Consider the following 14,543-nt stretch of genomic DNA (forward strand, 5'->3'; position numbering starts at 1 on the left):
TTCAAGCCGGAGCTTCCATGACTGTACAATCCCAGGTTCTCAAAATCCGCCGCCCAGACGACTGGCATATCCATCTTCGTGATGGCGACATGCTGAAAACCGTCGTGCCGTATACCAGCGAAATTTATGGCCGTGCGATTGTTATGCCTAACCTGGTTCCGCCAGTCACTACCGTCGAGGCCGCGATTGCCTATCGCCAGCGTATCCTTGACGCCGTTCCGGCCGGGCACGATTTTACCCCGTTGATGACCTGCTACCTGACGGACTCGCTGGATCCCAATGAGGTTGAGCGCGGGTTTAACGAAGGTGTGTTCACCGCCGCGAAGCTCTACCCGGCGAATGCCACCACCAACTCCAGCCATGGGGTGACCAGTATCGACGCCATCATGCCCGTTCTGGAGCGTATGCAAAAACTGGGCATGCCGCTGCTGGTGCACGGGGAAGTGACCCACGCTGACATTGATATTTTCGATCGCGAAGCACGTTTTATCGAAACGGTCATGGAGCCGCTGCGCCAGCGTCTTCCGGGGCTGAAAGTGGTGTTTGAACACATTACGACTAAAGATGCCGCAGAGTATGTCCGGGATGGAAACGAGCTGATTGCCGCCACCATCACCCCGCAGCACCTGATGTTTAACCGTAACCACATGCTGGTGGGCGGCGTTCGCCCACATCTGTATTGTCTGCCGATCCTCAAGCGCAACATCCACCAGCAGGCGCTACGTGAGCTGGTCGCCAGCGGCTTCCCGCGCGCGTTCCTCGGCACGGATTCCGCCCCGCATGCCCGTCACCGTAAAGAGGCGAGTTGCGGCTGTGCAGGCTGCTTTAACGCCCCGACCGCCCTGGCAAGTTACGCAACCGTGTTTGAAGAGATGAATGCGTTAGACCATTTCGAAGCCTTCTGCTCCCTTAACGGCCCGCGTTTCTACGGTCTGCCGATCAATGACACGTTCATTGAGCTGGAGCGCAAAGAAAGCCAGGTTGAAGCGTCGATTGCGCTCACCGACGATACGCTGATCCCCTTCCTGGCCGGTGAAACCGTAAACTGGACGGTAAAACGCTAAAAAACTGTCGCCCCCTGTTGTCAAACCGATAATATAACTGTATAAATAAACAGTATATTACACAGGGGGCATTTATGCGTATTGAAGTCACCATTGCCAAATCCACCGTCCTGCCTGCTGGCGCACTCGACGCTCTGGCGGGTGAACTATCCCGACGTATTAACAGCACTTTTCCTGAAAACGATGGCGCCGTAACGGTACGTTATGCGACAGCAAACCATCTTTCAGTCATCGGCGGCGCGAAAGAAGACAAAGAACGCATCAGCGAAATTTTGCAGGAAACATGGGAAAGCGCCGACGACTGGTTCATCACTGATTAAAATTTGCTCCCTCATTGTGTTTTTTGCCGGGTCGCCCCGGCTTTTTTTCGTTTCGTCTCCTGAAAGTTCAAAATATTTCAGCATCTTCTTAGAAAATCGTGAACAAGATGGCGTTTTATTGTTCGAACAATCCTAAAAAGCAGAAAAATGTGTTGCTACCCGTTTATTTTTTCCTGCTGAACCCTTATTAATTGATATACTGAAATTGCTTTCAGAAAAACATGCATTGAACCTCAAAGTCGTTGTCTTCTAACACGCATTAAGGGGGTTATAATGGAAAAGAATAGTGAAGTGATCCAGACCCATCCGCTTGTTGGCTGGGATATCAGCACCGTAGACAGCTACGATGCGCTGATGCTGCGTTTGCACTACCAGACCCCAAATCAGCTAAACCGTGATGAAGCGGAAGTTGGACAGACGCTGTGGCTTACAACAGACGTCGCCCGTCAGTTTATCTCTATTTTGGAAGCAGGCATCGCAAAAATAGAATCTGGCGACTACCAGGAAAATGAGTATAAACGGCATTAATCTTATGCCTCTTCACTCAACAGGCACCCTCGCGGTGCCTTATTTATTTCGTTCTTGTATAAGCCTACATAGTTAATTACTCTGCTAACAAAGCGTTAGTAAAGAGAAGCCTATGAAATACGATTTGATCATTATCGGAAGCGGCTCCGTAGGATCTGCCGCCGGTTATTACGCCACGCAGGCGGGTCTGAATGTGCTGATGATTGACGCCCATCGTCCCCCCCACTCTGAAGGAAGCCATCACGGCGATACCCGTCTGATACGTCACGCTTATGGCGAAGGTGAGCGCTATGTACCGCTGGTGCTTCGGGCTCAGACGCTGTGGGATGAGCTGGCCGCCCTCACCGAAGAACGCATTTTTGAGCGCACCGGGGTCGTTAACCTGGGGCCAGCCAGCTCCACGTTTCTGGCGACCGTCGAGGAGAGCGCGAAAGCCTACCGCCTGGACGTCGAGCGTCTGGATGCGAACGGCATCATGGCGCGCTGGCCGGAAATTTCTGTCCCTGAAGACTACATTGGGTTGTTTGAAGCCAACTCTGGCGTACTGCACAGCGAAACGGCCATTAAGACCTGGATTGATCTCGCCGCCAAAGCGGGCTGCGCGCAGTTGTTCAACTGTCCGGTCACGGGCATCACCCACCATGCAGAGGGTTCAACCGTCACCACCTCTGAAGGTGAATATACCGCCACGCGTCTGCTGGTGAGTGCGGGAACGTGGGTGACGAAACTGCTGCCGGACCTGCCCATCCAGCCGGTGCGAAAAGTCTTCTCCTGGTTCCAGTCTGACGGGCGTTACAGCAGCCAGAACAAATTCCCGGCGTTTACAGGCGAGTTACCCAATGGCGACCAGTTCTACGGTTTCCCCTCGGAAAAAGACGCGCTCAAGATTGGCAAACATAACGGCGGGCAGGTAATTTCCTCTGCGGAAGAACGCAAACCGTACGGCGCTTATCCGCAGGATGGTTCCGAAGCCTTTACGTTCCTGCGTAATATCCTGCCGGGTGTAGGCGGGTTGCTTTACGGCGCAGCGTGCACCTACGACAACACCCTGGATGAAGACTTTATCATCGACACCCTGCCGGGGCACGACAACACCCTGCTCGTAACCGGGCTCAGCGGTCACGGGTTTAAATTTGCCTCTGTGTTAGGTGAAATCGCCGCCCAGTTTGCTCAGGGGATAGCGCCTTCGTTTGATCTCAAGCCCTTCGCGCTCTCGCGCTTTGATCGATAATACCTCTTCAGGCTCCGAGTAACCGGGGCCTGTTTAGCGAGAGGGGCATGATGCGCAGACTGGTGAATTACCTTATCAATAACATCCGCGAGCATTTCATGCTCTACATTGTTCTTTGGTCGCTACTGGCGATCATTGACGTTATCTATATTGTATTCTTCTGAACATTCTCGCTGACGTTTATTGACACTCCTTTAAATTTATTTAACTTATTTTTTTTAAAAAACGTCGCCTCAAATTTATTGAACGAAGCGATTGAAATACATTGCGCAAACACATTCAAATTCGCTGAAATAAATTAAATAAAATACATTATTCATTTTTTTCAGTTGCATTATTTATTTAACCCGTCCATTTTTATTGCTCAGTCATTTGAGAACGGAAATTCATATGCAATGGCGTAACTCCTCCCGTCGCTACGGAATAATATCCATGTGTTTACACTGGCTATTTGCAATTGCCGTCTATGCCATGTTTGGTCTCGGCCTCTGGATGGTGACATTAAGCTATTATGACGGTTGGTATCATCAGGCCCCCGAATTGCACAAAAGCATTGGGGTTCTGCTGATGATGGGTCTGGTTTTTCGCGTGATCTGGCGACATATCTCTCCGCCCCCTCCTGCGCCCAAAAGCCATGGCCGACTTACCCGCATAAGCGCTGTTGGCGCGCATATCGCACTCTATGCCCTGCTGTTCGCCATTTTGATCAGCGGCTATCTCATTTCGACCGCAGACGGCAAACCGATCAGCGTATTTGGGCTTTTTGATGTCCCAGCCACGCTGGCTGACGCCGGTTCACAGGCTGACACCGCAGGTGTGGTTCATTTGTGGCTGGCATGGAGCGTAGTGATCCTGTCTGTCCTGCATGGCCTTGCGGCCCTGAAACACCACTTTATTGATAAAGACGATACGCTGAAGCGCATGCTTGGCCGTTCGTCAGTTGACTCTGGAGCATAAAATGAAAAAACGCCTGTTGGGTATCGCATTAGGTTCGCTGTTATTTACTACCGGTTCGGCCCTGGCCGCCGACTATAAAATTGATAAAGAGGGCCAGCATGCCTTCGTCAATTTCCGTATTCAGCATCTGGGTTACAGCTGGTTATATGGCACGTTCAATGATTTCGATGGCACATTTACTTTCGACGAGAAAAACCCTGCTGCCGATAAAGTGAACGTCACCATTAATACCAACAGCGTCGACACTAATCACGCCGAGCGTGATAAACATCTGCGCAGCGCTGAATTCCTGAACGTGGGCAAATTCCCGCAAGCTACTTTCGCGTCGACAGAGGTGAAGAAAGACAGTGATAAACTCGCTATTACCGGTAATCTCACGCTGAACGGCGTAACAAAACCTGTCACACTGGATGCCAAATTAATTGGACAGGGTGACGATCCATGGGGCGGAAAACGTGCTGGCTTTGAAGCCGCAGGCAAAATTCATCTGAAAGATTTTAATATCACCACGGATTTAGGCCCGGCATCGCAGGATGTAGAGCTGATTATTTCGGTGGAAGGCGTTCAGCAGAAGTCATAAAACAGGCCCGGCAGGCTTGTGAGCCGCCGGGCAGTGTTTTACTCCGGGTCCGGAATACCCAGTTTGGTATTCAGTCGGCCCCGGGATTTATTAAAGATCTTATTCCCGTTCTCGCGTCCGGCACGGCGACGACGTTGCTCTTCTTCAGGCAACATACTCTCTTCGCTGCACAGCTCGCTACAGCAGCCATTAAACTTCTCGGCGCATGCAGGGCACTGAATAAACAGCAGATGACACCCGTCGTTTTTGCAGTTGGTATGCGTATCGCACGGTGTTCCGCACTGGTGACAGTGCGCGATCACGTCCTCTGAAATTCGCTCGCCCATACGCTCATCAAACACAAAGTTCTTACCGATAAAACGCACCGGTAAACCCTGCTCACGGGCGCGGCGGGCATACTCGATAATCCCACCCTCAATGTGCCAGACTTTATTAAACCCGTTGTGCTTCATCCAGGCGCTGGCTTTTTCACAGCGGATCCCCCCGGTACAGTACATCACAATCTTTTTGTCTTTATGCTCCTGCATCATCTCAACCGCTTTCGGCAGTTGCTCGCGGAAGGTGTCGGCAGGAATTTCCATCGCATTTTCGAAGTGCCCCACTTCATATTCGTAGTGGTTACGCATATCGATGAACACCGCATCCGGATCGTCGAGCATCGCGTTCACTTCAGCGGCCTTCAGGTATTCCCCCACATTAGCAGCATTGAAGCTCGGATCGTCAATGCCATCCGCCACAATACGCTCGCGCACCTTCATGCGCAGCACCCAGAATGATTTACCGTCATCATCCAACGCAATATTCAGGCGTAAGCCGTTAAGCGCCGGATCAAACCCGTAAAGGAGATCGCGGAAGGCGCTGACCTTGCTTTCCGGCACGCTGATCTGCGCGTTAATCCCCTCACGCGCCAGATAGACGCGACCAAACACGTTCAGGGCGGTGAAAGCCTGGTAAAGCGCATCGCGGGTCGCCTGTGGATCGTCGATGGTGAAATACTTATAGAAAGAGATCGTTGTGCGCGGTTCGGTTTCGGCCAACATACGCGCTTTCAACATCTCATTCGAAACGCGGTTGTGTAACACTGGCATGGTGTACAAGTCCTGCAATCGTTGAGAAATAAAAATCGGTCGGCATGATATAGCAAACAAAGACAATTTACATCCACACAATTTACGCTACATTTCAGTCAATCTGATTAATCAGACTTAACATTTGCATATTCTTTCATGTTTCGATGACAGACATTTTGGCTATGCCTTAAAAAATGAGACAATAGCCTTTCAGGACGTTAGAACACAGGACAGACATGACCCAGTTACCGAAATTTACTGCCGCGCTTTTGCATCCCCGCTATTGGTTAACATGGTCAGGCATTGGCTTGTTGTGGCTAATTGTACAGCTGCCTTATCCCGTCATTTTCCGCATGGGTAAAGGGCTGGGTCGCATTGCTCAGCAGTTTATGAAGCGTCGCGCCAGGATCGCGTATCGCAACCTTGAGCTTTGCTTTCCTCAGATGAGTGAATCTGAGCGCCACGACATGGTGGTTAAAAACTTCGAATCTGTCGGCATGGGGCTGATGGAGACCGGTATGGCCTGGTTCTGGTCGGATAAGCGCATGGCGCGCTGGACGGAAGTGGCCGGGACCGGCATGGAGCCAGTGCATACTCTTCAGGCCAACCAGACTGGCGTCCTACTGATTGGCGTTCATTTTCTGACGCTCGAAATTGGCGCACGCATGTTCGGCATGCAGGCGCCCGGTATTGGCGTTTATCGTCCTAACGATAATCCGGTGATCGATTTGATCCAGACCAACGGACGTATGCGCTCCAATAAAAGCATGATCGACCGAAAAGACCTGAAAGGGATGATCCGCGCCCTGAAATCAGGTGAAGTGGTCTGGTACGCTCCGGATCATGACTATGGCCCGCAATCCAGCGTGTTTGTTCCGTTCTTTGCGGTGGAAGATGCAGCGACGACCACCGGGACCTGGATGCTGGCGCGAATGTCCAAAGCGGCTATCGTGCCGTTTGTACCGCGCCGTAAACCAGACGGTTCAGGCTATCAGCTCATCATGCTGGAGCCGGAGCTCGCGCCACCGCTGATTGATGCGGAAACCACCGCCCGCTGGATGAACGGCGTTGTCGAGAAATGCATTATGCTCGCCCCGGAGCAGTACATGTGGCTGCATCGCCGCTTTAAAACCCGGCCTCAGGGCGTACCTTCACGTTATTAACCTGCGTGCGGCCATCCGGGCCGCATGTTGTTTTAGCTTTAAAAGCTCCCCGTCATTGCGGCAATCATACCCCGGGCGCATAATTAGCAGGCTTATTACCTCACTGGTCACGGTGCCCTGCACCTCATTATGCGGATAGTTATGTCCCCCACAGATGCTCCCATAAACTGGAAACGTAACCTGACGGTTGCGTGGCTGGGTTGTTTTCTTACTGGCGCCGCCTTTAGCCTGGTGATGCCTTTCCTGCCCCTCTACGTTGAGCAGCTCGGCGTCACCGGACATAGCGCCCTGAATATGTGGTCCGGCCTGGTGTTCAGCATTACGTTCCTGTTCTCCGCCATTGCGTCGCCTTTCTGGGGTGGGCTGGCGGATCGCAAAGGCCGCAAAATTATGCTGCTGCGCTCCGCGCTCGGCATGGCGATCATTATGCTTCTGATGGGGATGGCGGAGAACGTCTGGCAGTTCCTGATATTACGCGCACTCCTGGGTCTGCTCGGGGGATTTATCCCTAACGCCAACGCCCTGATCGCCACCCAAATCCCGCGCCAGAAAAGCGGCTGGGCGTTGGGCACGCTCTCCACTGGCGGCGTAAGTGGCGCACTGCTGGGCCCGCTGGCGGGCGGGCTGCTGGCCGACCACTACGGACTGCGGCCGGTATTCTTCATTACCGCCAGCGTGCTGTTCCTCTGCTTCCTGGTGACGCTTATCTGTATCCGGGAGAATTTCACGCCGGTAGCCAAAAAAGAGATGCTGCACGCCCGGGATGTGCTGGCCTCGCTGAAAAACCCAAAGCTGGTGCTGAGTCTGTTTGTGACTACCATGATTATCCAGGTGGCCACCGGTTCAATCGCGCCTATTCTGACGCTCTATGTCCGCGATCTGGCGGGAAACGTCAGCAATATCGCCTTTATCAGCGGCCTGATCGCCTCTGTTCCCGGCGTGGCGGCGCTAATGAGCGCGCCGCGGCTCGGCAAGCTGGGAGACCGTATCGGCCCGGAAAAGATCCTGATCTGCGCCCTGATCGTCTCCGTCCTGCTGCTGATCCCCATGGCGATGGTGCAGTCTCCCTGGCAGCTCGGCGTCCTGCGCTTCCTGCTGGGGGCTGCCGATGGCGCACTGCTCCCGGCCGTGCAGACGCTGCTGGTCTATAATTCCACCAACCAGATAGCCGGTCGTATTTTCAGCTATAACCAGTCGTTTCGCGATCTGGGTAACGTCACCGGGCCGCTGGTCGGTGCGGGGATTTCAGCCAGTTTCGGTTTCCGGGCGGTCTTTATCGTGACGGCAGGCGTCGTGCTGTTCAACGCCGTTTATTCGTGGCTCAGCTTATCCCGGGCGCTACGCCCGGGGCGAATAAGACAACATCGTGACGGCTAATTTTCGCATTCATACTTGCAAAATCACATAATCAGCTATTCTTTCCCTGAATACCTTCACGAAAAACAGGGAGACACCAATGACCATGTACGCCACGCTGGAAGAAGCAATTGATGCCGCTCGCGAAGAGTTCCTCGCCGATAATCCCGGCATTGAGGAAGAAGATGCTGACGTGCAACAACTCAATATCCAAAAATACGTCCTACAGGACGGCGATATTATGTGGCAGGCCGAATTCTTTGCTGATGAAGGTGAAGATGGTGAATGTCTGCCGATACTGAGTGGTGAAGGAGCACAGGCGGTATTCGACGGCGACTATGACGAAATTGAGTTACGTCAGGAGTGGCTGGAAGAAAATACGCTGCACGAATGGGACGAAGGCGAGTTTCAGCTCGAACCGCCGCTGGATACCGAAGAGGGTCAGGCCGCAGCGGACGAATGGGACGAGCGATGAGCTCCCGTTACTCGTAAGGGCCGTGACTGGCATCAATGGGCAGCAGCAGCGTGTCGAAAATCAGCGAAAACGGCAGATCGAGTACGGTGAGATAGCGCCATGCGGAATCGCGAACGTCCCACTGTACGCCGGGGTAGTATTGATTCCCGTGGCCCTGCCCGGGGATGGTGCGGCTGATAATGCTGCCGCAGCCGCTGAGCAGGCATGCCATCATGACGACAATGATTACTTTCATGTCTGACCTCTAAAAAAATACCGGCGATTAAGCCGGTATTTCATTTGGCGGGTGGCGCTTCGCTTACCCGCCCTACTTAACAACTTACTTCGCCTTCAGTGCCAGCGGATTCAGCTTAACGTCCTTATAGTAGTTCACCCACGAAGAGTATCTCTCCGGAGAAGACCACACGCGGTAGTGAAGCCGTGCCATCGTCACCGGATCGCTCAACAGCACCAGACGACGGTCGCGGTTAAGCTTTTCTGGCGTCTCGTTCAGCGCCTGCTCAACGTGGCGATCGCGGGCGATCTCCAGCACCTGGCTGGCGCGGTGACGCGCCGTCGCCATCGCGGTTGCCAGCGCGTTGAATGACGGGTTAAACACGGCGTGCATAAAGCCATCATCCAGCGTGCGTTTGCGGTTCTGCTCCAGATAGGTATCGGTATCCACCAGCACCTGCGGCGGAGAATACTCTTCCGGGATCAGGAACAGCTTCCAGCGTTTGGTACGCAGGCCCACCGTGGAACGGCTGGAGATCACCGACACAAACGGCGACAGGATCAGCGAGAAGACGATTGGCGCCAGCCAGAACAGGAAACGCAGATCCAGCCAGGCCATACCAACGGCCCACACCAGGCCCAGCAGCAGCTGAGAGCCGTGGCGCATAAAGGCCTCACTCCACGGCGTAGAGTCATCGTCACGCTGCGGTGAATTCCACACCACTTCCCATCCCAGGAACGCGCTCACCACAAACACCGTATGGAACAGCATACGCACCGGCGCCAGCAGGACCGAGAACAGCACTTCCAGCAGCAGTGAAAGGGTCACGCGGCAGAAACCACCGTACTCCTTCGAACCTTTGCACCAGATCAGAATGATACTGAGCAGCTTAGGCAGGAACAGCAGCACCATGGTCGACGCGAACAGCGCAATCGCCAGCTCCGGACGCCACTGCGGCCACACCGGGAACAGCTGGCGCGGTTGCAGGAAGTATTGCGGCTCCGTCAGAGCATGCACAACCTGCAACGCGGTCGAGAGTGCCAGGAACATAAACCACAGCGGCGCAGACAGATAGGACATAACGCCCGTCAGGAACACCGCACGGTGAACAGGGTGCATCCCTTTCACCAGGAACAGGCGGAAGTTCATCAGGTTACCGTGACACCAGCGGCGGTCGCGTTTGAGCTCATCCAGCAGGTTCGGCGGCAGCTCTTCATACGAGCCAGGCAGATCGTAGGCAATCCAGACGCCCCACCCTGCACGACGCATCAGAGCAGCTTCCACAAAGTCATGCGACAGAATGGACCCGGCAAACGACCCTTCACCCGGCAGCGGCGCCAGGGCACAGTGCTCGATGAATGGCTTCACGCGGATAATGGCGTTGTGGCCCCAGTAGTGAGATTCACCCAGCTGCCAGAAGTGCAGACCGGCAGTAAACAGCGGCCCGTAGACGCGGGTCGCAAACTGCTGGCAGCGCGCATACAGCGTGTCCATACCTGACGCTTTTGGCGAGGACTGAATAATACCCGCGTTCGGGTTGGCTTCCATCAGACGGACCAGCCCGCTCAGGCAGTCGCCGCTCATCACGGAGTCCGCATCCAGAACCACCATGTAGCTGTACTGGTTACCCCAGCGACGACAGAAGTCATCAATGTTCCCGCTCTTACGCTTAACACGACGACGACGACGGCGGTAGAAGATCTGCCCTTCCCCCTGCACCTCGGCAATCAGCTCCATCCAGGCTTTTTGCTCTGCCACGCAAATATCCGGGTTGTAGCTGTCGCTCAGGATATAGACGTCGAAATGCGCCGCGTTACCGGTCGCCTTCACGGACTCCCAGGTGGCACGCAGCCCGGCGAATACGCGGTCAACGTCTTCGTTACAGATAGGCATGATCAGCGCGGTACGGTGCTCAGGATTGAGGGGTTCATCCCCGACCGTCGACGCGGAAATGCTGTATTTGTCACGCCCCATCAGCAGTTGCAGGAAGCCCATCAGCGCCGTCCAGAACCCGGCGGAGACCCAACAGAACAGCACCGCGAACAGCAGAAGAATGCCGCTCTGTAAAATATACGGCAGCAGCTGCATGAAGGAGACCCAGATATCCTGGCCAATCATGTCAGCAGGGTTAATCAACGCCCAGCCCTGGTACGGCAGAATGGTTTTCATGTACCAGGTGGCGACAACCGTCTGCGCCAGCGTCAGCAGCAGCAGAATGTAACGACGAATCGTTCCTACGGTACGCCATTTCTGCTCGGAGGCCTGCTGTTCTTTGGTCAGACGTGACAGATAGCGCGGTGTCACGTCACGCCCACGCAGACGATCCCAGAAGCGGCCCACCGGGTTGGTGCGCCACGGATCGGGGAACATGGAGGAACGCGTGGCCTTCGGCATCGCCTGTAGCTGGTCACGCCCTTCGTCATCCTTGATTAACTGCCCTTCTGCCAGCGAGTCCGGCCATGCCTGCTCCAGACGTGCCTTCACTGACCCCAGCGGCGTATCATCATCACGGGAAAAATGACGATGTTCACCATCCAGCGCGGTGTGAACCGCGCGGATGTCGCTCGCAGGGAGCGCCGCTTTTTCAATGTCCGTCAGCGGCATGGCATCAATATATTCAGATGTATTATTCATTGGCAGGTAGCTGATAGCTCCAGGTTTCACTCAGCGGCTTATCGTTACTGACCAGCGCGGCGCGCATTTCAGTGGTCTGTTTCGGATCCTTCACCTTCACGCGCAGGGTCAAACGCCACCCTTTGGTGACCGGGTTGTACCGCACGGCGTTTTCAACGATTTCACCGTTATCGCCAATGCTGGCCTGTGCCGTCACGGCAGTATCCGGCGCCAGTTTTTTCATATCCTGCCCGGCGAAGTCCACGATAAATGCCAGCGTGCCATCCGGCTGACGAATCAGGTTGGACTGCTTCACATCACCCGTTGAACGACGCGTCTGCATCACATACGCGTTATCCGGTGCGTGCAACTTGTCTTCGTCACGGCTGAAGGTAATCGCATACTTGAAGTTCATCTCTTTACCGGCTTCAGGCAGCTGATCCGGTGTCCAGTACGCCACGATGTTATCGTTGGTTTCATCGTTGGTTGGAATTTCAACCAGCTCAACCTTACCTTTACCCCAGTCGCCTTTCGGCGTAACCCAGGCGCTTGGGCGCAGATCGTAGCGGTCATCCAGATCTTCAAAGCGGGAGAACTGACGGCCACGTTGCAGCAGACCAAAGCCCTGCGGGTTTTCCATCGCAAAGCTGCTGACCGCGAGGTGTTTCGGGTTGTTCAGCGGACGCCAGATCCACTCGCCGTTACCGGCATGGATGGAGAGGCCATTGGAATCATGCAGTTCAGGACGGAAATTGGTCGCCGGAGATGGCTGGTTCGGCCCAAACAGGAACATACTGGTCAGCGGTGCGACGCCCAGTTTGCCCACTTTATCGCGCAGGTAAACTTTAGACTGCACGTCAACCACCGTGTCACGCCCTGGCATGATCACGAAGCGATAAGCGCCGGTCGCACGAGGGGAGTCCAGCAGCGCATAAATTGTCAGACGTTTGTCGGTTGGTTTTGGACGTTCGATCCAGAACTCGCGAAAACGTGGAAATTCTTCACCTGATGGCAGCGCGGTATCAATTGCCAGACCGCGCGCAGAAAGCCCGTACACCTGCCCCGCGCCAATCACGCGGAAGTAGCTGGCGCCAAGCATGCTGACGATTTCATCGTTTTTATCTTTGCTGTTAATCGGATAAAGCACCTTGAAGCCTGCGAAGCCGAGGTCTTTCACCGTGTCTTTATCGTGTTGCACATCGCCAAAATTGAAGTAATCCGGGCTGTACTTGATTTTGCGTACCGCGGTCGCCGTCACTTCATTGATGGCAACTGGCGTGTCGAAGTACATACCCTGGTGGTAAAATTCAAGCTTGAACGGGGTTTTAATATTGTTCCAGTACGCTTTATCGTGATTGAACTGGATCTGCTGATAGTCCGCGTATTTCATGTCGCGGAAAACGGAGGGCAGGTTACTTTTTGGCGCTTCGTAGCTCTTGCCCGCCATCGATTTTGCCTGTTTTGCGACATCATCGATGTTAAAGGCCAGTGCAGATGAGGTATACAGTGACAACAGCACTGCTACACCCAACCAACGCATTTTCATCATTTGTGGTTTATGTTTCATAATAAGTAAGCACTTCCCCCTTTGTGTGCTTATATCGATCCGATCCATTTTAATGGAAACTCAGGCAATCCGACAACATTATCACTGCTTTGTTCAGCTCGCTGGCTCATGGATTAAGCAAATGAAAGAACCCGCTTTTCACTTTGCGTGCTTATCCTGGAGACAGGGTGTCGGTCTTGGTGTAGGGTTGGCTCCGAATGTAACCATTATGAGCCTTAGGGATAAGGCGAAAAGTCTGAGAATGCGCAAAGTTATATGAGCACAACCCCTGTACAACGTGAATATTTCCTCGACTCGATCCGCGCATGGCTCATGCTATTGGGGATCCCTTTTCATATTTCACTGATCTATTCCAGCCACACCTGGCACGTGAACAGCCAGATGCCCTCCTGGTGGCTGACGCTGTTTAATGATTTTATCCATGCCTTCCGCATGCAGGTGTTTTTTGTTATTTCCGGTTATTTCTCTTACATGCTCTTCTTGCGCTATCCCCTCAAGCGATGGTGGAAAGTGCGCGTGGAGCGCGTGGGCATACCGATGTTGACGGCCATTCCGCTGCTGACGCTGCCGCAGTTCATCATGTTGCAGCATGTTAAAGGCAAGGCGGAAAACTGGCCGAATCTCTCCTTCTATGAGAAATACAACACCCTGGTCTGGGAGCTTATTTCCCACCTCTGGTTCCTGCTGGTACTGGTGGTGCTAACCACGGTGAGTTTGCTGATCTTCAGCCAGCTGCGTCAGCGCGCGAGCACCACATCCTCGACCTTCTTCGCCAACATCACCCTGGGCAAGCTGTCGCTGCTGTTTCTTGCGCTGGGGGTCGCGTATGCCGCCATCAGGCGTACCCTGCTCATTGTCTACCCTCCCATTCTGAGCGATGGGCTGTTTAATTTCGTGGTGATGCAGACCCTGTTCTACATTCCCTTCTTCCTGATTGGGGCGCTGGCATTTATTCATCCCCGGCTTAAAGCGCTGTTTACCACCCCCTCCCCCTGGTGTGCGGTGGGTGCTGCGCTGGCCTTTGCCGCCTATCTTCTCAATCAGCGCTATGGCAGCGGGGACGCGTGGATGTATGAAACAGAGAGCGTTATAACGATGCTGATGGGCCTGTGGATGGTGAACGTGGTGTTCGCCCTTGGCCATCGTCTGCTGAATTTTAAATCCAGTCGCGTCACCTATTTCGTTAATGCTTCGCTGTTTATCTACCTGGTTCACCATCCGCTGACGCTGTTTTTCGGGGCGTACATTACGCCGCATATCGCCTCGAATGCGCTGGGCTTCTTCACCGGCCTGGTCTTTGTGGTTGGCATTGCCATCGTGTTGTATGAAATCCACCTGCGGATCCCGCTTTTGCGTTTCCTGTTCTCAGGCAAACCTCAGGTTAAAGCGGGATAACAAAACGGCG

The 14,543-nt window shown here is 53.9% G+C and carries 15 protein-coding genes; 11 read left to right on the forward strand and 4 right to left on the reverse strand.

Annotated features, from left to right (window positions below; translation table 11 throughout):
- The first annotated feature begins 17 nt into the window (after positions 1-17).
- From pyrC to DD606_RS11085, 7 genes are all read left to right on the forward strand, one after another.
- Entirely contained in the window at positions 18-1,064 is a 1,047-nt protein-coding gene (gene pyrC / locus DD606_RS11055; protein WP_023315804.1) for a dihydroorotase, read from the forward strand.
- Positions 1,065-1,138: 74 nt separating this feature from the next.
- On the forward strand, positions 1,139-1,384 hold the full coding sequence (gene dinI, locus DD606_RS11060) for a DNA damage-inducible protein I (protein ID WP_003858011.1): 246 nt from the start codon (positions 1,139-1,141) through the stop codon (positions 1,382-1,384).
- A gap of 273 nt (positions 1,385-1,657) precedes the next feature.
- On the forward strand, positions 1,658-1,912 hold the full coding sequence (gene bssS, locus DD606_RS11065) for a biofilm formation regulator BssS (RefSeq protein WP_003858012.1): 255 nt from the start codon (positions 1,658-1,660) through the stop codon (positions 1,910-1,912).
- A 112-nt stretch (positions 1,913-2,024) separates the two neighbouring features.
- Positions 2,025-3,143: an N-methyl-L-tryptophan oxidase gene (gene solA / locus DD606_RS11070; RefSeq protein WP_032658013.1), complete on the forward strand. Its 1,119-nt coding sequence runs from the start codon at positions 2,025-2,027 to the stop codon at positions 3,141-3,143.
- Positions 3,144-3,193: 50 nt separating this feature from the next.
- On the forward strand, positions 3,194-3,307 hold the full coding sequence (locus DD606_RS11075; protein WP_003858014.1) for a YceO family protein: 114 nt from the start codon (positions 3,194-3,196) through the stop codon (positions 3,305-3,307).
- Between the two features lie 226 nt (positions 3,308-3,533).
- Positions 3,534-4,100: a cytochrome b gene (locus DD606_RS11080; protein ID WP_003858015.1), complete on the forward strand. Its 567-nt coding sequence runs from the start codon at positions 3,534-3,536 to the stop codon at positions 4,098-4,100.
- A 1-nt stretch (position 4,101) separates the two neighbouring features.
- Positions 4,102-4,680 carry a YceI family protein gene (locus DD606_RS11085; protein ID WP_023315801.1) on the forward strand — a complete coding sequence of 193 codons (579 nt, stop codon included), beginning with the start codon at positions 4,102-4,104 and terminating at the stop codon, positions 4,678-4,680.
- A 38-nt stretch (positions 4,681-4,718) separates the two neighbouring features.
- Here the strand turns inward: DD606_RS11085 and DD606_RS11090 are convergent, their stop codons facing one another.
- Positions 4,719-5,768: a rhodanese-related sulfurtransferase gene (locus DD606_RS11090; RefSeq protein ID WP_003858018.1), complete on the reverse strand. Its 1,050-nt coding sequence runs from the start codon at positions 5,766-5,768 to the stop codon at positions 4,719-4,721.
- Positions 5,769-5,986: 218 nt separating this feature from the next.
- Between DD606_RS11090 and DD606_RS11095 the strand changes: the two genes are divergently transcribed.
- From DD606_RS11095 to DD606_RS11105, 3 genes are all read left to right on the forward strand, one after another.
- Entirely contained in the window at positions 5,987-6,913 is a 927-nt protein-coding gene (locus tag DD606_RS11095; RefSeq protein WP_003858019.1) for a Kdo(2)-lipid IV(A) acyltransferase, read from the forward strand.
- Between the two features lie 141 nt (positions 6,914-7,054).
- Positions 7,055-8,290 carry a multidrug efflux MFS transporter MdtG gene (gene mdtG / locus DD606_RS11100; RefSeq protein WP_045345705.1) on the forward strand — a complete coding sequence of 412 codons (1,236 nt, stop codon included), beginning with the start codon at positions 7,055-7,057 and terminating at the stop codon, positions 8,288-8,290.
- 79 nt (positions 8,291-8,369) lie between these two features.
- A complete protein-coding gene (locus DD606_RS11105; RefSeq protein ID WP_003858026.1) occupies positions 8,370-8,744 on the forward strand; it encodes a MysB family protein in 375 nt (124 codons plus the stop codon).
- A 7-nt stretch (positions 8,745-8,751) separates the two neighbouring features.
- Here DD606_RS11105 and DD606_RS11110 read toward each other — a convergent pair whose 3' ends face one another.
- From DD606_RS11110 to mdoG, 3 genes are all read right to left on the reverse strand, one after another.
- Positions 8,752-8,979, reverse strand: a complete 228-nt coding sequence (locus DD606_RS11110) for a YceK/YidQ family lipoprotein (protein ID WP_003858030.1) — start codon at positions 8,977-8,979, stop codon at positions 8,752-8,754.
- A gap of 84 nt (positions 8,980-9,063) precedes the next feature.
- The gene (gene mdoH, locus DD606_RS11115) at positions 9,064-11,592 is read right to left on the reverse strand and encodes a glucans biosynthesis glucosyltransferase MdoH (RefSeq protein ID WP_003858032.1); all 2,529 of its coding nucleotides are present in this window, start codon (positions 11,590-11,592) and stop codon (positions 9,064-9,066) included.
- Positions 11,585-13,138 (reverse strand): glucans biosynthesis protein MdoG, encoded by a 1,554-nt coding sequence (mdoG, locus tag DD606_RS11120; RefSeq protein WP_032608994.1) that lies wholly within the window; start codon positions 13,136-13,138, stop codon positions 11,585-11,587. Before mdoG ends, mdoH begins: the two co-directional genes overlap by 8 nt.
- Before the next feature lie 255 nt (positions 13,139-13,393).
- Here mdoG and mdoC point away from each other — a divergent pair, with 255 nt between their 5' ends.
- On the forward strand, positions 13,394-14,533 hold the full coding sequence (gene mdoC / locus DD606_RS11130) for a glucans biosynthesis protein MdoC (RefSeq protein WP_023315799.1): 1,140 nt from the start codon (positions 13,394-13,396) through the stop codon (positions 14,531-14,533).
- Positions 14,534-14,543: the final 10 nt, after the last annotated feature.

This window comes from Enterobacter cloacae complex sp. GF14B (genome assembly GCF_004136805.1).
In the GTDB taxonomy this organism is placed as follows: Bacteria; Pseudomonadota; Gammaproteobacteria; order Enterobacterales; family Enterobacteriaceae; genus Enterobacter; species Enterobacter hormaechei_C.

Bases quoted from the DNA above. Each gene is read 5' to 3' on its own strand.
- pyrC (WP_023315804.1), top strand. From the start codon at position 18: ATGACTGTACAATCCCAGGTTCTCAAAATCCGCCGCCCAGACGACTGG.
- dinI (WP_003858011.1), top strand. From the start codon at position 1,139: ATGCGTATTGAAGTCACCATTGCCAAATCCACCGTCCTGCCTGCTGGC.
- bssS (WP_003858012.1), top strand. From the start codon at position 1,658: ATGGAAAAGAATAGTGAAGTGATCCAGACCCATCCGCTTGTTGGCTGG.
- solA (WP_032658013.1), top strand. From the start codon at position 2,025: ATGAAATACGATTTGATCATTATCGGAAGCGGCTCCGTAGGATCTGCC.
- DD606_RS11075 (WP_003858014.1), top strand. From the start codon at position 3,194: ATGCGCAGACTGGTGAATTACCTTATCAATAACATCCGCGAGCATTTC.
- DD606_RS11080 (WP_003858015.1), top strand. From the start codon at position 3,534: ATGCAATGGCGTAACTCCTCCCGTCGCTACGGAATAATATCCATGTGT.
- DD606_RS11085 (WP_023315801.1), top strand. From the start codon at position 4,102: ATGAAAAAACGCCTGTTGGGTATCGCATTAGGTTCGCTGTTATTTACT.
- DD606_RS11090 (WP_003858018.1), bottom strand. From the start codon at position 5,768: ATGCCAGTGTTACACAACCGCGTTTCGAATGAGATGTTGAAAGCGCGT.
- DD606_RS11095 (WP_003858019.1), top strand. From the start codon at position 5,987: ATGACCCAGTTACCGAAATTTACTGCCGCGCTTTTGCATCCCCGCTAT.
- mdtG (WP_045345705.1), top strand. From the start codon at position 7,055: ATGTCCCCCACAGATGCTCCCATAAACTGGAAACGTAACCTGACGGTT.
- DD606_RS11105 (WP_003858026.1), top strand. From the start codon at position 8,370: ATGACCATGTACGCCACGCTGGAAGAAGCAATTGATGCCGCTCGCGAA.
- DD606_RS11110 (WP_003858030.1), bottom strand. From the start codon at position 8,979: ATGAAAGTAATCATTGTCGTCATGATGGCATGCCTGCTCAGCGGCTGC.
- mdoH (WP_003858032.1), bottom strand. From the start codon at position 11,592: ATGAATAATACATCTGAATATATTGATGCCATGCCGCTGACGGACATT.
- mdoG (WP_032608994.1), bottom strand. From the start codon at position 13,138: ATGAAACATAAACCACAAATGATGAAAATGCGTTGGTTGGGTGTAGCA.
- mdoC (WP_023315799.1), top strand. From the start codon at position 13,394: ATGAGCACAACCCCTGTACAACGTGAATATTTCCTCGACTCGATCCGC.